The sequence below is a fragment of the Streptomyces sp. NPDC015139 genome (assembly GCF_043079785.1).
GTDB classification, from domain to species: domain Bacteria; phylum Actinomycetota; class Actinomycetes; order Streptomycetales; family Streptomycetaceae; genus Streptomyces; species Streptomyces albidocamelliae.
On the sequence record NZ_JBIBUW010000009.1, the window covers coordinates 1 to 18,089 of the forward strand.

The 18,089-nt window shown below is 72.8% G+C and carries 18 protein-coding genes; 6 read left to right on the forward strand and 12 right to left on the reverse strand.

Going from position 1 to position 18,089, the window contains the following annotated elements; translation table 11 throughout:
• Positions 1 to 102 precede the first annotated feature (102 nt).
• The 3 genes from ACF08B_RS23930 to ACF08B_RS23940 form a co-directional block, all read right to left on the reverse strand.
• Positions 103 to 1,020 carry a DUF6891 domain-containing protein gene (locus ACF08B_RS23930; RefSeq protein ID WP_392319266.1) on the reverse strand — a complete coding sequence of 306 codons (918 nt, stop codon included), beginning with the start codon at positions 1,018 to 1,020 and terminating at the stop codon, positions 103 to 105.
• Between the two features lie 123 nt (positions 1,021 to 1,143).
• Positions 1,144 to 1,659 (reverse strand): putative immunity protein, encoded by a 516-nt coding sequence (locus ACF08B_RS23935; protein ID WP_392319267.1) that lies wholly within the window; start codon positions 1,657 to 1,659, stop codon positions 1,144 to 1,146.
• 145 nt (positions 1,660 to 1,804) lie between these two features.
• Positions 1,805 to 2,263, reverse strand: coding sequence for a potassium channel family protein (locus tag ACF08B_RS23940; RefSeq protein ID WP_392319268.1), 459 nt, complete (start codon positions 2,261 to 2,263; stop codon positions 1,805 to 1,807).
• A 231-nt stretch (positions 2,264 to 2,494) separates the two neighbouring features.
• Here ACF08B_RS23940 and ACF08B_RS23945 point away from each other — a divergent pair, with 231 nt between their 5' ends.
• The 3 genes from ACF08B_RS23945 (at position 2,495) to ACF08B_RS23955 (ending at position 5,344) form a co-directional block, all read left to right on the forward strand.
• Positions 2,495 to 3,682 (forward strand): hypothetical protein, encoded by a 1,188-nt coding sequence (locus ACF08B_RS23945; RefSeq protein ID WP_392319269.1) that lies wholly within the window; start codon positions 2,495 to 2,497, stop codon positions 3,680 to 3,682.
• 127 nt (positions 3,683 to 3,809) lie between these two features.
• Positions 3,810 to 4,715, forward strand: coding sequence for a hypothetical protein (locus ACF08B_RS23950; protein ID WP_392319270.1), 906 nt, complete (start codon positions 3,810 to 3,812; stop codon positions 4,713 to 4,715).
• An 86-nt stretch (positions 4,716 to 4,801) separates the two neighbouring features.
• Positions 4,802 to 5,344, forward strand: a complete 543-nt coding sequence (locus ACF08B_RS23955) for a hypothetical protein (RefSeq protein WP_392319271.1) — start codon at positions 4,802 to 4,804, stop codon at positions 5,342 to 5,344.
• Between the two features lie 40 nt (positions 5,345 to 5,384).
• Here the strand turns inward: ACF08B_RS23955 and ACF08B_RS23960 are convergent, their stop codons facing one another.
• Entirely contained in the window at positions 5,385 to 6,653 is a 1,269-nt protein-coding gene (locus ACF08B_RS23960; RefSeq protein WP_392319272.1) for a DUF418 domain-containing protein, read from the reverse strand.
• A 197-nt stretch (positions 6,654 to 6,850) separates the two neighbouring features.
• Between ACF08B_RS23960 and ACF08B_RS23965 the strand changes: the two genes are divergently transcribed.
• The 3 genes from ACF08B_RS23965 (at position 6,851) to ACF08B_RS23975 (ending at position 9,359) form a co-directional block, all read left to right on the forward strand.
• On the forward strand, positions 6,851 to 7,516 hold the full coding sequence (locus ACF08B_RS23965) for a response regulator (RefSeq protein ID WP_392319273.1): 666 nt from the start codon (positions 6,851 to 6,853) through the stop codon (positions 7,514 to 7,516).
• Positions 7,513 to 8,622 (forward strand): sensor histidine kinase, encoded by a 1,110-nt coding sequence (locus ACF08B_RS23970; RefSeq protein ID WP_392319274.1) that lies wholly within the window; start codon positions 7,513 to 7,515, stop codon positions 8,620 to 8,622. Before ACF08B_RS23965 ends, ACF08B_RS23970 begins: the two co-directional genes overlap by 4 nt.
• A 164-nt stretch (positions 8,623 to 8,786) precedes the next feature.
• Positions 8,787 to 9,359 (forward strand): MarR family winged helix-turn-helix transcriptional regulator, encoded by a 573-nt coding sequence (locus tag ACF08B_RS23975; RefSeq protein WP_392319275.1) that lies wholly within the window; start codon positions 8,787 to 8,789, stop codon positions 9,357 to 9,359.
• A 49-nt stretch (positions 9,360 to 9,408) separates the two neighbouring features.
• Here ACF08B_RS23975 and ACF08B_RS23980 read toward each other — a convergent pair whose 3' ends face one another.
• The 8 genes from ACF08B_RS23980 to ACF08B_RS24015 all read right to left on the reverse strand — a co-directional run bounded on the left by ACF08B_RS23980 (position 9,409) and on the right by ACF08B_RS24015 (position 18,085).
• The gene (locus tag ACF08B_RS23980; protein WP_392319276.1) at positions 9,409 to 10,134 is read right to left on the reverse strand and encodes a gamma-glutamyl-gamma-aminobutyrate hydrolase family protein; all 726 of its coding nucleotides are present in this window, start codon (positions 10,132 to 10,134) and stop codon (positions 9,409 to 9,411) included.
• Positions 10,131 to 11,621 (reverse strand): aldehyde dehydrogenase, encoded by a 1,491-nt coding sequence (locus tag ACF08B_RS23985; RefSeq protein ID WP_392319277.1) that lies wholly within the window; start codon positions 11,619 to 11,621, stop codon positions 10,131 to 10,133. The genes ACF08B_RS23980 and ACF08B_RS23985 overlap by 4 nt, the downstream gene beginning before the upstream one ends.
• A gap of 86 nt (positions 11,622 to 11,707) precedes the next feature.
• On the reverse strand, positions 11,708 to 13,171 hold the full coding sequence (locus tag ACF08B_RS23990; RefSeq protein WP_392319278.1) for an APC family permease: 1,464 nt from the start codon (positions 13,169 to 13,171) through the stop codon (positions 11,708 to 11,710).
• A gap of 185 nt (positions 13,172 to 13,356) precedes the next feature.
• Complete coding sequence (locus ACF08B_RS23995; protein WP_392319279.1) at positions 13,357 to 13,974, reverse strand: TetR/AcrR family transcriptional regulator; 618 nt, start codon at positions 13,972 to 13,974, stop codon at positions 13,357 to 13,359.
• Between the two features lie 28 nt (positions 13,975 to 14,002).
• The gene (locus ACF08B_RS24000) at positions 14,003 to 14,848 is read right to left on the reverse strand and encodes a fumarylacetoacetate hydrolase family protein (RefSeq protein WP_392319280.1); all 846 of its coding nucleotides are present in this window, start codon (positions 14,846 to 14,848) and stop codon (positions 14,003 to 14,005) included.
• 10 nt (positions 14,849 to 14,858) lie between these two features.
• Positions 14,859 to 15,788 (reverse strand): 3,4-dihydroxyphenylacetate 2,3-dioxygenase, encoded by a 930-nt coding sequence (locus ACF08B_RS24005; RefSeq protein ID WP_392319281.1) that lies wholly within the window; start codon positions 15,786 to 15,788, stop codon positions 14,859 to 14,861.
• On the reverse strand, positions 15,781 to 17,244 hold the full coding sequence (locus tag ACF08B_RS24010; protein WP_392319282.1) for an aldehyde dehydrogenase: 1,464 nt from the start codon (positions 17,242 to 17,244) through the stop codon (positions 15,781 to 15,783). The genes ACF08B_RS24005 and ACF08B_RS24010 overlap by 8 nt, the downstream gene beginning before the upstream one ends.
• Positions 17,245 to 17,278: 34 nt before the next feature.
• A complete protein-coding gene (locus ACF08B_RS24015; protein WP_392319283.1) occupies positions 17,279 to 18,085 on the reverse strand; it encodes an acetoacetate decarboxylase family protein in 807 nt (268 codons plus the stop codon).
• Positions 18,086 to 18,089 lie beyond the last annotated feature (4 nt).

Here is an 18,089-nt window from a genome sequence, read left to right on the forward strand (position 1 = left end):
AAGGCGGAGGAGGGCGGCGACGCGGAGCGTCGACAACCGACGACAACGCCGCGGATGTGCGTGCCACGCCCCGCGACGCGGGCATGATCCAAACGACAGGCCCTAGCCGACCAGCCGGCGGCGCCAGTTCAGTGAGGTGACGGAGATGGCGCGGGCGGGGTCGCGGTCCCACTCGGCGTCGAGTCCGACCGCTTCGAGGGCGGCCACCACCTCGTGCCCGATCGCCGCGGTGGTCTCGGACGAGCCGTCGAAACCGCCGTACAGGAGCATCAGGCCGTGGCCGGACGCGGCGGAGTCGGTGCACTGGGAGTGGAAGTAGACGAAGCCGCGGGTGTCCGGACCGCCCTCGGCACCGATCTCGGCGTCACCGCAGTTGCGGCAGCAGGTGAAGTTCTCGCGGGCGGTGACACCGGCCTCCTGGAGGGCGGTGAACGCGCGGGTGAGCCGCTCGGGGTCCGTCTCGCCCTCCCAGGTGGCCTGCTCCGCGACGCGCTCCAGCCACAGCCGGTCTGCCAGAGCGGTCGCCTGCTCGCGCGACACGGGCCGGCGGTCGCCGGTGACCAGGTATTCCTCGGCCAGCTCGGCCAGTTCGGCGCGGGAGGCGTAGCCGCCGGCCAGTACCTCACGAAGGCGGCTCTCCAGGTCCCGGCGGTCGCCCTCGTCCAGGTCGAGCGGCGGCACCTCGCGGACGGGTCCCATGTCCAGCGGCGACCAGGCGAAGCCGGCGTCCCAGCCGTCCTCCCGTAGGGCCCAGCCGGTCAGCGCGGCCGTCACGGCCTCCGGTGTGCCGGCCGTCGTCCTAAAGTGCCGGTCGGCGGCGCCGTCGCGGTGCTCCAGGGTGTAGTCGCCGCCGGTCTTGTGCCAGACCTGGGCGAAGACGTCGGGCAGGTCGGGTATCCGCTGGAGCACCAGGAACCGGTCCTCCTCGCCCCCGATGCGCCGCACCAGCCCGGCCAGTTCGTCGACGGACACACGCTCGTGCCGCTGCCAGTTCTCCGTCCTCACCACGATCTCGAGCATGCACGCAGCCTGGCACACGCCACTGACATCGGGGCCGACGGGGCGTGCGGCCATGGCGGTCGGCCGGTCGCGACCACGCGGCACGGCCACTGCGTACGGACGGTGCCGGCGACCGGCGGGTGTTCAGCAGTCGAACACCGACCAGCAGATGTCGTTGCGCAGACGCTGGTCGTCGAGTACCAGGTCGCGGATGGCGTCCGGCAGCCGGTCGCGCTGCCACCGGCACTCCAGTCGCCCGGCGGCCTCGCTCTCCCCTTCCGGCGCGGCGGCGCGTACGGCCTTGATCGCGTAGGCGGCCGCACCCAGCTCGTGCGCGGCGACGTGGGCGACGGCTCCGGCCTGGCCGGCGGCGTACGCGGCGTGCCGCGCCGCGCCGCGCAGGGGACGGGCCGCGCCCATGGCATGGCCGCCCGCCGCGCGCGCCTGCATCATCCCGACCTCGCCGCGCGTCCAGGCGCGGGCGTGCTCGATCGCCTGGCGCGGCCGGGGGTCGTCGGGCCGGGCGGACTCGAAGAGGCCGAGGACGTGTTCCGCACAGGACGCGGCCCACAGAGCGAGGAGACGGTGATCCGCGTCCGTGAGCGTCCCGCCCCGCCGGATCGTCACGAGACGGGGGTCCCTGATCTTCGGGAGGATCATGCTCGTACTCCTTCTGCCGGCGTCCGCCCCACATCGGCGGGCGGGCAGCCGCGACCGTGCCCGCCCGGGGGCACAGCCTGCGCAACGAGGTGGCCGGTCCGCAAGCCCGGCCACCGCCCCGGCCTCCGGCAGGAGCGGACGGGGTTCAGCGGTCGCCGCCGCGCTCTCCGGTCAGCAGGCGTTCGAGCCGGTCGAAGCGCGTGTGCAGGGCCTGGACGGTCTCCTCACGCAGCTGGTGGGCCCGGCCACGCCTGCGGTCCTCCCGGCCGACGAACCAGGTCGCCAGCGCGGCCGTGACCATGCCGTACGTCGTGATCCCGACGACCATGACGACCGCACCGACCACCCTCCCCCACGGTGTGACCGGGAAGAAGTCCCCGTAGCCGACGGTGGTCGCCGTCTCGATCGACCACCACAGGGCTTTCGGGTACGACGTCAGGTTCGCGTGCCGGGCGCCCTCTTCGGCGGCCACCACGGCCCAGGACCCGGCGACCATCACCAGCACGAGGACGATCGCCGCGCCGCCCGCCGCCTTCAGGTGCAGTGACCGCCCCTCCCGGCCGACCAGCACGGCGAACACCCTGGTGAAGAACCCGGGAAGCATGATCACTCCTTCCGCCCGGGGCCAGTGTCCCCGCGGGCCGGCGGCCCCGCATGCCGGGAGGACCGTACGGGCGGCCGTACGGGCCCCGCGGGGGCGGGGATCGGTGGCTTCCGTGCCCGGACCGCGAGCGGACCGAGCCGATTGGTCGGTGACATCTCTGGGCATGGCGTCCACCGCGCTCTACCCTCTGTGCCCGACCTCGGCCTCTTCCCCCAAGGAGGGCGTACGACGATGAGACGCAGAACGAACGACACCCCGGACCGCACCCGTTTACGACGTTCGGCCGCCGGTCTGGTCGCCTCGCTGCTCGCTGTCGCGGTGATGGTGATCGGCGCACCGGCGCACGCGGCGCCGACGGCACCGGCCGGACGGGCGTCGGCCGCGACGGTGGATCTGTCGCGGTGGATGGGCGACATGCACGGCTATCTCGACGGGCAACCGCTCAACCGGATCGCCATGCCCGGCAGCCACGACTCGGGCAGCTGGAGCATCCCGGCCGACCCGGCGCTGTGCACCAGCGGTTGGTCCTACAACGTCGCCAAAGTCGATCCGCGGCTGGCGGCCAGCATCTCGCGCTCCCAGAGCGGCAGCCTCACCGACCAGCTCGACCAGGGCGCCCGCTACGTCGATCTGCGGCTGTGCTTCGAGGGCGGGCAGTGGCGGACCTTCCACGGCGCCCCGATGGGAGGAGTGTTCTTCGACGATGCCTCGGGTGAGGCGGCCTCGGTGAAGCGCTGGGTCGACGCACACCCCTCGGAGGTCGTCGTCTTCAGCGTGTCGGTGGCCGCACCGGCGGGCACCGACGTGAAGGAGCCCCTGACCCGGTTGCGGGACCTGTTCGGCTCCCGGGTCGCCACCCGGACCGACCTGTCCCCGACCTCCACCTACGGCGACTACGTGAAGGCCGGGAAGAACGTCGTACTCGTCGACTCGTCGGGTGCGGTCGACCAGCCCTGGGCCTGGCACGGGGACAGCGTCTCCGACCGCGGCAGCTACCCGACGGGCGACCCGTCCTGGTGGGACATCCTGAAGTCGTTCTTCAACGGGAGCCCGCCCCAGCAGATCTACGACCAGACGCTGTCCCTGAACCAGGCGGCGCTGGCCCGTGATCCCGGCGCCGACGCCGGCCGGTTCTTCGTGCTGTCGAGCATCGTCCAGCCGGACGTGCAGATACCCCAGCTGTTCCTGATCCGGTTGCTGTCACCGTTCTTCCCGGCCTCCGTCCGGGACAACTACCTGATGTACCTCGCGAACGGGCTCAACCCGCAGGTGGTCACCAAGCTGCGGACGGACTGGCGGGCACCCGGACTGGCCCGCAACATGAACATCGTGACGATCGACGATCTGGGCGGCCGGCCGCAGGGCGATCTCCAGCGCGCCGTCATCGACATCAACACCCTCCCGGGACGCACCGCTTGACCGGCCCCTGAGCCCGCCGGTCCCCGATGCGGGGACCGGCGAACGCGGCGGGGTGCTCGTGCGTCACAGGTCCGGCGACCACTTCCGGATTCGCCTCGACGACGCACCGTATGACCCTGGGGGACTCATGCACACGACCACGACCACGGCCGCCCGCGCCGTGCGTCTGCTCACCGCGCTCGCCCTGTCGGCCGTCACCGCCGCCGCGGTCACCGGATGCGGCGGCGACCGCCACGACGGTTCGCCGAAGGACCACCCCGACCCGTCGGCGACCCGGCCCGAGGCTCGGGCCCGCCAGGTGGCCGACGCCTGGGACGGCTCCCCGGCGGCCGCGAAGTGGCGCACGGGCTACTACCCGATGGCGGACGCGATCCGGTTGCCCGACGGCGGTCTCCGTGGTGCGGCCGACCGGCGCGCCTACGAAACCGGCAACTTCGCTCTGCGGGGACCACTGCCCTCCGCACCCAGGCCGGACGGCGAGGTGCGGTGGAGGAACGGTGACACCCTCGGCATGCCGATCCTTTCGGCCCAGGAGGTGTACACGACCCTGGATCGCGACGGCGGTCCCGGTCCCCGCCTGACCGTGACCGCGGCGAAGCCGGGCGAGACGACCGTGGTCACCAGCCGGGGCCGCGCGACCGTCCCGGCGTGGCTGTTCACCGTGAAGGGCTACGACACCCCGCTCAGGCTCGCCGCCGTCAGCCCGTCCCCGCTCCCCCGGGCCCCCGTCAGGCCGCTCGGACCGGAGCCGACCGACGAGCTGACGCCACTCGGCGCGGTGGTCGACGTGGCCCCGGACGGCAGGTCCGTCACCGTCCGCGCCACGCACGGCTCCTGCGACGACGGTCCCGTCGTGAAGACCCTCGAGACGGCGCACAGCGTCGTGCTGTCCGCGTCCGTGGCGGGGACCCGTGACGGCATCTGCCCCAGCGACCTGCTCATCGAGCGGGTGAGGGTGACGCTGAAGTCCCCGGTCGGCGGCCGCGCCCTCCTGGACGCGTTCACCGGCCGGCCACTGACGCACGGCCAGTGACGCGACTGCTGGGAAATACGCCGGTGCCATCGCCTGCCGGCCGGTAGCTTCGGAGGAGGACTCCGGGGGGTGGGCCGGTGCGGCCGGTGTTGTTGGTGGACGTGGACGGGCCGCTGAATCCCTACGCGGCGAAGCCGTCCAGACGGCCCGAGGGTTACGGCACGCACCGGTTGATGACTCCGCGTTGGGCGGCGGCCGAGCGACGGCGCCTGGCCGCCTGGGGCCTTCCCGACAGAGCGGCGAAGCCCCTGCGGGTATGGCTGAACCCGGCTCACGGCCCGGCGCTCACCGCCCTGCCCTTCGATCTGGTGTGGGCCACGACGTGGGAGGAGGAGGCCAACACCTTCCTCTCGCCCCTCCTGGGGCTTCCTTCGCTGCCGTACATCGCCTGGACCGATCCCCGTGCCCAGCCGGAGGGCGGAGTGTTCTGGAAGACACCGGACGTCGTCGCCTGGGCCAGGGGGCGCCCCTTCGCCTGGGTCGACGACGAGATCACGGACGTGGACCGGGCCTGGGTCCGGGCCCGCCACAGGGGTCCGGCGCTCCTCCACCATGTCGATCCGCGGACCGGACTGACCTCGGATGACTTCGGGCGTCTGACGGAATGGGCGAGCCTCCTGGCCGGCTGACAGGACCGGCGCATGGCACGGCGGAGCCCGCCGGCGCCGCTCAGCGGACGTGGCGCGCGAGCCGGGTGGCCTTGTACATCGCGTGTTCGAGGGGGCCGCGCCGGAAGCGGTGGGTCCACAGGGTGGCCAGGAGAGCGGCGGCCGCGACGAACGCGAGGAGCACCGGCAGCTCGCTCATGCCGTCGCCGTCGACCGCGGGCACGTACCAGACGTCGAGGAGGAGCCAGAGGGCGACGATGTGCAGGACGTACGCGGTCAGCGCCGTCATGCCGACCGCCGCGATCGGCCTGGTCAGGCGGTTGGCGCGGGGCAGGCGCTCCGCGACGGTCAGGCACCCGGCCAGCACCAGCAGGGCGACGCCCGTGTCGCCGATGACGGCGAAGGTGGTCTGGCTGTGCGGGGCGGCCACGAGCAGCCAGGCGAGCGGGGTGCGGTCGTCGGGGCTGCCGACCGTGTCCGACCACCACGCCGACGCGGGTGAACCGCCGTCCGTCGCGGCGGCGACGGCGGGAAGGGCGCCCGGCACCGTGTGCAGCGCCAGCCAGGAGCCGCCGTGGCCGAGCACGGCGAGCGCCGCGCCGGCCAGGGCCAGGCGGGGCCGGACGCCGGGCCGGGTGAGGTCGAGTCTGGCGACCGCCATTCCCGCGACGAGGAAGGGGATCCAGGTGAGAACGGGGTACGGCCCCGTGAACAGCAGCTCGACGAGACCGTCCGTGTCGGTGAGCCGGGCCAGCGGGTCCCACGCGATGACGGTGTCCGCCCAGTCACCCCCCTCGATCGACTGCCGGATCACGTACAGGATCTGCGGCAGGACCAGCGCGCCGGCGGCGGCGATGAGCGCGAGCGTCCCGGCCCGCAGCCGGTACAGCGGGAGGACGGCGAGGAAGAGCAGCCCGTAGAAGCTCAGGATCACGTCCACCTCGGTGTCCAGCGCGGTCAGGACGTAGCCCATGGCCACGAGAACGGCCGCGCGGATCGCGACACGGGCGACGGCCTGCCGGCCGGCCTGCCCGGTCCGGGGGCGGGGCCGGCCGGTGATGATCACCAGCGAGAAGCCCGCGAGGAGCGCGAAGAGGGCGGACGAGCGGCCCCGCGCGCACTCCACCAGGAACCCCACCGGACCGCCCACCGCGGGGTCGGGGCCGACGTGGACGGAGTACATGCCGAAGACCGCGAGACCGCGGGCCACGTCGATGCCGACGAGCCGGCCCGTCGAGGGCGCGGCCGGAGCGTGAGCAGTGGAGGGCGAGTCGGCGTCGAGTACGCGCGGCACCTCCGCCGCGACCGCAGGCCCTGCGTTCTGCCCCATGTCCTCATGGTTCGCCCGGCATCCGGGACCGCTCACCCGGCGTGTTTCCGAAGGCGCCCCGCCGACCGGCCGAAGCCGCCCCCGCCGATCGGCGGGGTCCGGGCCGCCGATCGGACGGGATCCGGCTCCGCGCCGCGCGGTGCCGGCTTCCTCGTGGTACGCATCGAACAGCGGGCACGCAAGGAGCGGAGCGCACGGTGATCCGGGTACTGGTGGTGGACGACGAGGCCCTGGTCCGTACGGGCTTCACACACATCCTCAACACCGCGGACGACATAGAGGTCGTGGGGGCGGTCCCCGGCGGCCAGGCCGTCCGTACGGTGCGCGAGGCACGCCCCGACGTCGTCCTGCTGGACATCCGCATGCCGGACGTGGACGGACTCACGGTCCTGTCCGAGCTGCGCCGCATGCCGGACTGCCCGGTGGTGGCGATGCTCACCACGTTCGACGCCGACGAATACGTGGCGACGGCGCTGCGCTCGGGCGCCGCCGGCTTCCTGCTGAAGGACACCGATCCGGAGCAGCTCCCCTATCTGGTGCGGGCTCTGGCAGAGGGCGGTACGGTGCTGTCGTCCAAGGTCACCCGCACGGTGGTGGACGGCTATCTCAACCAGGGCGGCCGTGAACCCTCCGCCCGTCTCACGGCCCGGCTGACCGAGCGTGAGCGCGCCGTCCTCGTCCTGATGGCGGAGGGCCTCGCCAACGCGGACATCGGCGAACGGATGCATCTGAGCGCCGGCACGGTCAAGGGCCATGTCAGCGCCGTGCTGAGCAAGCTGGAGGTCGGCAGTCGTGTGCAGGCGGCCTTGATCGCCGAGCGGGCGGGCCTGCTCGGACCCTCGCGGGAGGAGGACACCCGGTGAAGCGCCGGGGAGTACCGCCTCCGCTGCTGGACGCCTTCCTCGTCCTGGTCGCGCTGATCGACACGTGGGCCAACGTCGGCTTCGACCGGGGCGCGCCCCTGGGCTGCGCGCTGCTCGCGTCCTTCGCCCTGGTGCTGCGCCGGCACCTGCCGCTGACGACGTTCCTGCTCACGCTGCCCACGGCCCTGGTCACGGACGCGGTGTTCGCCACGCTGGTGGCGCTGTACACGCTGTCCTCGCTCAACCGCCACCGGGTGCTGCTGGGACTCTGCGCCCTGACGTACGCGGTCATCGACTTCCTCCCCTGGCCGTGGTCGAACCTGCGGGCCACCGAGCTCGGTGGCACCCGCAACGTCGTCCACATCCTCTACTCCGTCGCCTCGGCGGCCGCGCCGGTCTTCCTGGGCCAGCTCGTCCAGGCCCGGCGTGAACTGTCGCTCCGGCTGAGCGAGATCACCGAGGCCCGGGAGAACGAGCGGCTGCTGACCGCCCAGAGCGTGCTGGCGAAGGAGCGGGCGCAGCTGGCGCGCGAGATGCACGACGTGGTCTCCCACCAGGTCAGCCTGATCGCCGTACAGGCCGGAGCACTCCAGGTGGGCAGCAGGGACCCGGAGACGAAGTCGGCCGCGTCGACCATCCGGCGGCTCAGTGTGCAGACTCTCGACGAGCTGCGGCACATGGTCAGCGTGCTCCGCGCGTCCGGCAGCCGTCCCACGGAGCTCACTCCTCAGCCGTCCCTCGCCGACCTCCAGCGTCTGGTGGACGGCAGCGGCATCGAGGCGGAACTGAAGACGGATCTGCCGGCGGACCTGCCGCCCGCGACCCAGCGCGCCGTCTACCGGACCGTGCAGGAAGCGCTGACGAACGTCCGCAAGCACGCCCCCGGCGCCAGAGCCATAGTCGCCATCCACCACCTGAACGGCACCATCGGCGTCACCGTCACCAACACCGCCCCCACCCAGGCGCCGCTCCCGCTGCCCGGTGCCCACCACGGTCTGGTGGGGCTGCGCCAGCGGGCCGAACTCCTCGGAGGGACCATCACGTCCGGCCCCACCTCCGACGGCGGCTACGAGCTCCACCTCGAACTGCCGATAGGGACCACGTAGTGACCGGGGCGCCACCGCCCGGTACCGGCACCTCCGCGTCGGCCACGGCGAGTTGAGCGGCGGTACGCGCCCGGCACCACCGATCGAGCCGCCCGTACACTTTGACTCCGAACGATCGCGTGCCCCGGGTGCCCGCGATCCCGCGACGAGGCGAGGGAGGGGCCGTGCCCAGCGAGCGGTCGATCGGCGAGGCGGAGAAGCTCGCGGAGGCGAAGCTCGGCGGCATTCCCCTGCGCCGGGAACAGATGGCCGCGGTGGCCAACATCTACCGGGCCGCGTCCGCGGTGCGCCAGCACCTGGAGAACTCCGTGCTGCGCGGTTCCGACCTGACCTGGACCGCGTTCGTGGTGCTGTGGGTCGTATGGGTCTGGGGCGAGTCCGAGACCCGGCACGTGGCCGAGGAGGCCGGGATCTCCAAGGGCACGCTGACCGGGGTCGCGCGCACCCTGGAGTCGCGCGGGCTGCTGCGGCGCGCCGGCCATCCCACCGACGGGCGGCTCGTCCTGCTGGCCCTCACCGAGGAGGGCGAGGAGTTCATGCGCCGGGTGTTCCCGGCGTTCAACGACGAGGAAGCCTTCGTCACGGCCCGGCTGAGCGACGCCGAGTGCCGCGGCCTCGCCGACACGCTGCGCCGGGTGGTGCTCCAGGTCGAGGAACACGGCGAGGAGCGGCGCAGGGCGCTGCTGAACGGCGAGGAACCCACGCCGCGCCGTAGCGGACGCCGCCCCAGGAAGTGAGCCGGGCCCCGCGCCGGGAGCACTTCCCGGACGCGGGGCCGGTTCCTCGTCAGGCCCGCCCCCGCGCCGCCCGCACCAGTGCGTCGAAGAGGCGCTGCTGGGCCGGGTCCTCGTGCGCGGTGTCCTCCGGATGCCACTGCACCGCCAGGAGCCGGCCCGTGCCGCCGGTGAGCTCCACGGCCTCGACGGTCCCGTCCGCCGCGCGGGCCGTCACGGTGAGCCCCTCCCCCAGCCGGTCGACGTGCTGGTGGTGGTAGCAGGACGCCTCCGCCTTGTCGGCGCCGGTGACACGGGCCAGGGCCGAGCCGGGGGCGAACGCCACGGGATGCCGTACGTGGCGGTGCTCGCGATCGGGACCGCCCATGTCCTGGTGCAGCGTCCCGCCGAGGACCGTGTTGACCACCTGCAGGCCCCGGCAGACGGCCAGCAGCGGAAGCCCGGACGCGAGGGCCTGCCGGGCCAGCTCCAGATCGAAGGCGTCCTGCTCGTCGTCCACGTCGTAGACGGCCGCGTGGGTGTCGGCGGCGCCGTACCGGTGCGGGGCGAGGTCGCCGCCGCCCGGGAGCAGAAGGCCGTCGAAGCGGGCGAGGCGGGCGGCGACCTCGTCGGGGTCGGCCGTACCGCCCGGGGCGTGGGGGTGCAGGGTGGCCGGTTCGCCGCCCGCCCGCCACACGGCCTCGATCAGGGCGCGTGCGTTGGCCTCCGCCGCGTGGCGCAGGGCCGAGGTGGTGGCGGAGAAGCGGGCGGGTACGGCGATCAGCGGGCGGTGGGTCACAGCTGGATCCAGGTGGTCTTCAGTTCGGTGTACTTCTCCAGGGCGTGGGCGGACTTGTCGCGTCCGTTGCCGGACTGCTTCATGCCGCCGAAGGGCACGGTGAGGTCGCCCTCCTCGTAGCAGTTGACCCACACCGTGCCGGCTCGCAGGGCGCGGGAGACCTGGTGCGCGGTGGACAGGTCGGAGGTCCACAGGCCGGCGGCGAGGCCGTACTCGGTGGCGTTGGCGAGGGCGACCGCCTCGTCGAGGTCGTCGAAGACGAGGACGGACAGGACGGGTCCGAAGACCTCCTCGCGGGCCAGCCGGCTGTCCGGCGCCACCCGGTCGAAGACGGTCGGTTCGAGGTAGACACCGCCGGTTCCGGTGAGGGTGCGCGCGCCGCCGGTGCGCAGGCGTGCTCCGTCGTCGGTGGCGGCGCGGACGTGGCCGAGCACGCGGTCGAGGTGCTGCTCGCCGACCAGGGCGCCCATCTCGGTCGCGGGGTCGAGGGGGTCCCCGACGCGCAGGGCGCGGGCACGTGCCACGACCGCCTCGGTGACCTGTTCGGCGACGGAGGAGTGGACCAGCAGCCGGGAGGGCGCCGTGCACATCTCACCCTGGTTGAAGAAGATGCCCCAGGCCGCGGTCGCGGCGGCCCTGTCCAGGTCGGGGGCGTCGGGCAGCACGATGTTGGGTGACTTGCCGCCCAGTTCCAGCCAGACCCGCTTGAGGTTGGAGTCGGCGGAGTAGCGCAGGAAGTGACGGCCCACGGCGGTGGAGCCGGTGAAGGCGAGGACGTCCACGTCGGGGTGCAGTCCGAGGGCCCGGCCGGCGACCGGTCCGTCGCCGTTGACGACGTTGAGGACGCCCGGGGGCAGTCCGGCCTCCAGGGCGAGGCGTCCGAGCAGCAGCGCCGACAGCGGCGAGTTCTCCGAGGGCTTGAGGACGACGGTGCAGCCCGCCGCCAGGGCGGGGGCGACCTTCCAGCCGGCGAGCGTCAGGGGGAAGTTCCAGGGCACGACGGCGCCGACGACGCCGGCCGGTTCCCGGGTGACGAGGGCGAGCGCGTCGGGCGCGGTGTGCGGGGACTCGTCGGTGAGCTTGTCGGCGAGCTGGCCGTACCAGCGGAAGGTGTTGACGACGGCCCGGAGCTCGATGTCGTGGGCGTCGGTGATGGGCTTGCCCATCTCCAGGCTGACGGTGAGCGCCAGCTCGGTGCGGTGCTCGTCGAGGAGTTCGGCGAGGCGCAGCAGGACCCGGCCGCGGTCGGCGGGGGCCAGCCGGGGCCAGGGGCCGTGGTCGAAGGCGCGGCGGGCGGCCGCCACCGCGGCGTCGATCTCGGCGGCGCCGCCGTCGGCGACGTCCGTCAGCACCTGTCCGTCGCGGGGCGCCACCGCGGGGAACGTGCTGCCTCCGCCGGGTTCCTCGGCGCCGTCGATCAGGTGGGTGCGGAGCGGTTCGAGCGTCTTGGCCCGGCGGATCCACTCGTCGTGGGTGGCAGCGGTCATGGGGTCCTCCGGACCATGGGTCTAGGGGCGGTGGGGAAGGTCGGGCGGCCGTCCGCCGTCAAGCGCCGGGGCGGACGGCCGTGACCTCAGCGGATGGCGGGCCGGCCGGTGCGGCGGCGGCGCAGGCGTTCGTTGGCGACGCCGAGGACCAGTACGACGGGTACGGAGAGCACGAGCCACAGTGCCGTGCTCGCCTCGCCGCCGATCAGGGTCGTGAAGTTGGCCAGGATGAGCCAGATGGCGCCCGCGAGGCCGATCGCGCCCAGCACGGGGGCGACGAGGGTGTTCCAGAGCCGGGAGTCCACGCGCCGGCGGCGGAAGAACACCACGACCGACACCGAGGTCAGCAGGTAGAGCAGCATCATCGCGAGGACGGCGAGGCCGCTGAACCAGGAGAAGAGGGTGAGCACCGGGTCCTTGCCGGCCACGGCGAAGGGCACGACCAGGAGTACGGCGATGACGGTCTGGACGCAGCCCGCGACCCACGGGGAGTGCCGGTCGTTGAGCCGGCACAGCCGGGCGGGCAGCTGCCGGTCGCGGCCGAGGGAGAACAGGTAGCGGTTGGCGGAGTTGTGGAAGGTCAGGATGCCGGCGAACAGGCTGGTCGCCAGGAGGATCGGCAGGACGTCGCCGACCCAGCCGCCGAACTGGGCGGCGATGGGCGCGAAGACGAAGCCGGCGGAGTCGCCGCTCGCCAGGGCCTTGCCCGCGGCGGCAGGCGCCCGGGACGCGCCGTAGGCCGAGATCAGCATCCAGGAGGTGAGGGCGAAGAAGCCGGTCACCACGACCACCGACAGGTAGGTGGCCCGCGGCACCGTCTTCTTCGGCTCCTTGGCCTCCTCGCCGTAGATGGCGGTCGCCTCGAAGCCGAACATCGACGCCACCGCGAACATGATGGCGACACCCGGTGCGCCCTGGAGGGCCGCCGACGGCGAGAAGCTGTCGGCGACGCCGAGGCCCTCGGGCCCGCCGCCCTTGAACAGGGTGACCAGGCCGAAGACCAGCAGGATGCTGAACTCGGCGAGCACGAACACGGCCAGGACCCGGGCGCCCATCTCGATGCCCGCGGCGCCCAGCGCCTGTACGACGGCCATGGTGACCAGGGTGTACACCCACCACGGGAGGTCGACGGAGGTGTGGTCGGCGACGAGGGCGCTGACGATGGAGCCGTAGAGGCCGTACATGGCGGCCTGGATGACGCAGTAGGCGAACAGGGCGACACTCGCGCTGCCCGCGCCGGCGGTCCGGCCCAGGCCGGTGCCGATGTACGTGTAGAAGGCTCCGGCGTCCACGACGTGCCGCCCCATGGCGACGAAGCCGACGGAGAAGAGCAGGATCACGGCTCCGGCCAGCACGTACGCGGCCGGGGTGCCCGACCCGTTGCCGAGGGCGACCGAGAGGGGGGCCGCTCCGGCGATACCCGTCAACGGGGCCTGGCCGGACAGCACGAAGAAGAGGATGCCCAGGACACCCAGGGCGTTGGGTTTGAGCGTGGCTGCAGTGGGGGCGTCCCGTACGGTCCGCTCCGCGGAAGCCGTCTGACTGTCCACTCGGATCACCTGCCAGAGAAGGGGGAGGTCGTTTCAGGCCAAACGAGTTGCCTCATCGTGGGGCGGAACTATCCGTTTGACAAGGGGTTGGGGGCAGGCAATCCCGCCGCGGGGGGATTCCTTGCGCCGCCGTGACGTCGGGCGGGCACACGCGCTCCCCGGCGGGCGGCCGCGAGGGGGTGGGGTCAGCTCTCGGCGGCCGGGGACTCGGCCAGCCCCTGGAGCAGTACGCGCAGCTCCGCCAGGGCCTCTTCGGTGACCTCGCGCTCGCCGAAGACCAGCTGGTGCAGGACCAGGCCCTCCAGCGCGGCGAAGACGAGCCGGGAGGTGCCCCGGTCCACCGTGCCGGGCAGCATGCGGGACAGCTCGCGCCGGGTGGCCTCGAAGTACTCCTCGTACAGGGTGCGCAGGTGCGGCAGGAGTTCCGGCCGGCGCCGCGCCTCCAGGAGCAGTTCGTACTGGAAGGCCTGCAGCTCCGGGCCGGAGGCGACCATGTCCGCGAGGCCGCCGGCGAAGTCGGCGGGATCGCCCGTGCCGATCTCCAGGGCGCTGCTGTTCAGCGAGGTGCGGATGGCATGGGTGACGGCCTCCTCGATCAGCGCGTCACGCGAACCGAAGTGGTGCACGACGAGGCCGTGGGTGACTCCGGCCTCCTCCGCGACGGCCCGGTAGGTGAGCTTGCGCAGACCGCCACGGGCCACCACGCGGACGGCGGCGTCCAGCAGGGCGACCCGGCCCGTCCCGTAGTGGTTCACGCGCTTGCGGGTGCGGCGCTCACCGGTGGGCTCGACGGAGTCGGTCATGGCGCCGACCCTACCGGCGGCCCGCGGGTCAGCGCTTCGGCGGCCTGATGCCACGGAATTCCCAGTCGCCGCCCAGGGCGGTGGAGAGCACCTCCTCGGACTCGGTGGGCTGGGCGCCGACGTCGGTCCGGACGGCGGTGGGTCCGGTGACGACGTGGTTCGTGAGCCGGCCCAGGCCCTCGACCTCGACCTCGACGACGTCGCCCGGCCGGACGGGCCGGGAGTTGGCCGGGGTGCCGGAGAGCAGGACGTCACCGGGGTACAGGGTGATGGTGCGGGCGATGTCGGCGACGAGGTAGTGCATGTCCCAGGTCATCTCGTCGGTGGTGCCGTCCTGGACCACCTCGCCGTTGACGTACGTGCGCAGCCGCTTGCCGTGGAAGTCCCAGTCGGTGACGAGGCCGGGGCCGAGCGGGCACAGGGTGTCGGAGCCCTTGACCCGGAGCATGGAGCCGGCGTCGGTGTCGCGGAAGTCGTGGAGACCGTAGTCGTTGGCGACGGTGTAGCCCGCGACGTACTCCCCCGCGTCGGCCGGGGCGATGTTGCGCGCGGTCTTCCCGATCACGATGGCGACCTCGCCCTCGTAGTTGAGCCACTTGCAGCCCTCGGGGCGGACGACGGCGCCCCGGTGGGCGTTGAGGGCCGAGGTCGGCTTGTGGAAGTAGGTCGGGGTGTCCGGCAGGCCGATCCGGAACTCGTCGACACGGCTGCGGTGGTTGAGATGGACGGCGATCACCTTGGAGGGGACGACCGGGGGCAGGTGGTGGGCGTCCTCCGTCTTGACGCGGCGGCCGTCCGCGGCGACGAGCTCGTCCCCGTCGACGGTGACCTGGACGGTGGCACCGTCGAGGAGGATGCGGCGGTATTCGGGCATGTCGGTGCTCCTAGATACGGCTGTGCGGGGTGCGCGGGGAGGTGGGGACGCCGGTGCCGGTCCAGCCGTCGGCGGGCCGGTCGAACCAGAGGTGTACCTGGCCGGTGCCGATGGAGTTCTCGTACTCGCCGTACTGGCGGCCCCTGGCGGTGCACGCCTGCTCACCGAGGGCGCCGGCCATCATCAGGTAGTGGAAGAACCTGGCCTCGGGCTTGTACTTCCAGAAGTCGTCCATGGTGTCGAGGACCTTGTCGTGCCGGCCCTCCTTGAACCAGGCGATGCGCTCGCGATCGGCCGCGCGCGCCTCGGGCGTGAACACGTGGGCCGGGTCGCTGGACTCGTGGTCGCGCAGTTCGCGCAGCGGCCAGAAGGTGTGCGACAGGGCGCCCGAGGCGATGAGCAGCACCCGGCGGCCGGGGGTGGCGGCGATACCGTCGGCCAGGGCGCGGCCGAGGCGGAGGTGGTCCTCCATGTCGCCGGTCTGGCAGACGCCGATGGTCAGCCAGCGCTTGTCCGGCAGTCCCTCGCCGAGGAACTTCCACAGGTTGATCGTGGCGTAGTAGACCGGCAGGTACTCGTCGTCGATCGCGGTGATCCACGTGCCGTGCCTGTCGGCGAACGAGGCGATGTTGCGGGCGAGTTCGGGGTCGCCGGGGAAGTCGTACGGCATCCGGCACATGCCGCGCGGCAGCTCCTCGGAGGTGAAGAGCCCTGCGCGGCGGGCCTGCGCGGTGGCGACGAACTCGACGGTGGTCGCCCAGTGGGAGTCGAGGACGACGACGGTGTCGTAGTCGTCGCGCTCGAAGACGTCCCGGCGCAGTCCCTCGAGGCCGGTGACGAGGGTGATCTCCTTGCCCTCGTTCAGTTCCCGGCGGGTCTCCTCGGGCAGCACGATGGTGGGGACGTGGGCGAGCAGGCCCGCCCCGACGATCTCACCCATGGTCCTTCCAGCCCTTCGGTGCGGTGACGGTGTTCTTCAGGTCGCAGTAGAAGTCGAAGCTCCAGGTGCCGCCCTCGCGTCCGACGCCGGAGTGCCGCGAGCCGCCGAAGGGGGCCCGGAGGTCGCGGACGAAGAAGCAGTTGACCCAGACGGTGCCGGCGACGAGCCGTGCGGTGACCCGTTCGGCGCGCCCGGGGTCGCCGGTGGCGACGGTGGCGGCCAGGCCGAAGCGGGTGTCGTTGGCGAGGTGTACGGCCTCGTCCTCGGTGGTGAAGGTCTGGAGGGTGAGGACGGGGCCGAAGACCTCCTCCTGGACGATCTCGGAGTCCTGGGCGACGTCGGTGAGCAGGGTCGGCGCGTAGTACCGGCCGTCCTCGCGGTGCCCGCCGACGACCGCGCGGGCACCGGCGGCGAGGGCCCGCCGCACGAAGCCGTCGATCTTGTCCAGCTGGCGGGGGTGGATGGTGGGGCCGATGTCGGTGATCTCGTCGCGGGGGTCGCCCTGCACGATGCCGGCCGCCTTCTCGGTGAAGCGCCGGGTGAACTCCTCGGCGATCGACTCCTCGACCAGGAGGCGGGTGGCGGCCAGGCAGACCTGGCCGGCGTTGTCGTACTGCTCCACCGCGAGGTCGACGGCGAGGTCCAGGTCGGCGTCGGCGAACACCAGCAGCGGGGACTTGCCCCCGAGTTCGAGGCTGAGGGGGGTGAGGTTCGCGGCGGCCGAGGCGGAGATGCGCCGCGCGGTCGGCACGGAACCGGTGAAGCTGATCCGGCGCACGTCCGGGTGCGAGGTGAGGGTGTCGCCGATCTCGGAGCCGTACCCCTGGACGACGTTGAGGACCCCGGCCGGGAGACCGGCCTCGGCGGCGATGTCGGCGAGCAGCGAGGCGGTCAGCGGGGACCACTCGGCGGGCTTGAGGACGACCGTGTTGCCCGCCGCGAGTGCCGGGGCGACCTTCCAGGTCGACAGCATCAGCGGGGCGTTCCAGGGGGTGATCAGCACGGACGGGCCGGCCGGGTCCCAGCTGACGTGATTGGTGTGGCCGCGGGTCTCGAAGTCCTCGTGGTCCAGCTTCAGGAGCCAGTCGGCGAAGAAGCGGAAGTTGTGGGCGACGCGGGGCATGACGCCGCGGCGGTGGGAGCGCAGGAGGGCGCCGTTGTCGGTGGTCTCGACGATCGCCAGGTCCTCGATCCGCTTCTCCACACCGTCGGCGACGGCGTGCAGGATGCGGGCGCGTTCGGCGCGGGCGGTGGCGGCCCAGGCGGGGAAGGCGGCCTTCGCGGCGGCCACGGCGGCATCGGCCTCCGCCGCGGTGCCCCGGGAGATCTCACCGAGGACGCTTCCGTCGATCGGTGACACGTCGGTGAACGTCTGGGCGGAGGCGACGCGTTCGCCGCCGATCCAGTGCCGGGTGTCGACGGCGACCCCGGCCACCGTGAGGGTGTGTTCGGTCATGTCCGGACTCCAAGTCCTGTGGTGGGTGAGGGGGTCACTCGGCGCCGGAGGTGCTGGACTCCAGCAGCCGGCCGCCGTCCCAGACCACGCCGACCTGCCGGTAGTACGCGGCGATCGGCTCGCGGATCTCCAGCCGGGCCAGCTCCTCCGTGGGCGCCTCGAACAGCTCCAGTTCGGCGTCGCCGACCCAGGACTGCCCGCCCTCGAAGGAGGCGGCGTTCGACTCGATCAGCTCGTCGAGGGCGAGACCCTTGCCCTTCTCGATCGAGGGCAGCCGGCGGTGGTGGGCCATCGGGTGGCCGTTGACGAAGCCGTTGGTCCCGGACGGCTCGCGCAGGGTGACGACGGCCTGGGCGAGACGCCGGTCGGCGGCGGCGAGGGTGGCGCCGAAGCGGGCGCCGGCCTCGATGCGCGGGGCGGGACCGTAGGGGTGGGGGCGGGTCTGGTGGATGGAGCCGAGCTTCTTCGGGTAGCCCTGGTGCAGTCCGCGGGCGATGGCGAAGTCCTTGTCCACCCAGATGTACACGCAGCGCGTGTAGGTCTGTCCCCGGTACGTGCAGCGGACGACGGCGAAGGCCTCCTTGTACTGGGCGCGCACGGGGTCCAGCAGTTCGTCGCCGGAGGCGGCGCACGACTGCCAGTCGGCCCAGATCAGCGCGACCGCGCCGGGATCCTCGTCGGCGAGCTCCAGCGGTTCGGGGAGCAGTTCGCGCACGCGGGCCGGGTCGGTCCGGTACTCGACGGTGAGCAGATCGCCGGAGTAGCGCCAGGGCGGCGAGGGGATCAGCGAGGAGGCACCCGTCGCCGTCTGGGGGTGGAAGTATCCACGGACACTGGTCACTGGG

What these genes read in the sequence shown, in the direction of transcription:
- ACF08B_RS23985 (WP_392319277.1), bottom strand. Translation starts at nt 11,621, where the DNA reads ATGACCGCTGCCACCCACGACGAGTGGATCCGCCGGGCCAAGACGCTC.
- ACF08B_RS23935 (WP_392319267.1), bottom strand. Translation starts at nt 1,659, where the DNA reads ATGATCCTCCCGAAGATCAGGGACCCCCGTCTCGTGACGATCCGGCGG.
- ACF08B_RS23995 (WP_392319279.1), bottom strand. Translation starts at nt 13,974, where the DNA reads ATGACCGACTCCGTCGAGCCCACCGGTGAGCGCCGCACCCGCAAGCGC.
- ACF08B_RS23940 (WP_392319268.1), bottom strand. Translation starts at nt 2,263, where the DNA reads ATGCTTCCCGGGTTCTTCACCAGGGTGTTCGCCGTGCTGGTCGGCCGG.
- ACF08B_RS24010 (WP_392319282.1), bottom strand. Translation starts at nt 17,244, where the DNA reads ATGACCGAACACACCCTCACGGTGGCCGGGGTCGCCGTCGACACCCGG.
- ACF08B_RS23950 (WP_392319270.1), top strand. Translation starts at nt 3,810, where the DNA reads ATGCACACGACCACGACCACGGCCGCCCGCGCCGTGCGTCTGCTCACC.
- ACF08B_RS23960 (WP_392319272.1), bottom strand. Translation starts at nt 6,653, where the DNA reads ATGGGGCAGAACGCAGGGCCTGCGGTCGCGGCGGAGGTGCCGCGCGTA.
- ACF08B_RS23930 (WP_392319266.1), bottom strand. Translation starts at nt 1,020, where the DNA reads ATGCTCGAGATCGTGGTGAGGACGGAGAACTGGCAGCGGCACGAGCGT.
- ACF08B_RS24005 (WP_392319281.1), bottom strand. Translation starts at nt 15,788, where the DNA reads ATGGGTGAGATCGTCGGGGCGGGCCTGCTCGCCCACGTCCCCACCATC.
- ACF08B_RS23945 (WP_392319269.1), top strand. Translation starts at nt 2,495, where the DNA reads ATGAGACGCAGAACGAACGACACCCCGGACCGCACCCGTTTACGACGT.
- ACF08B_RS24000 (WP_392319280.1), bottom strand. Translation starts at nt 14,848, where the DNA reads ATGCCCGAATACCGCCGCATCCTCCTCGACGGTGCCACCGTCCAGGTC.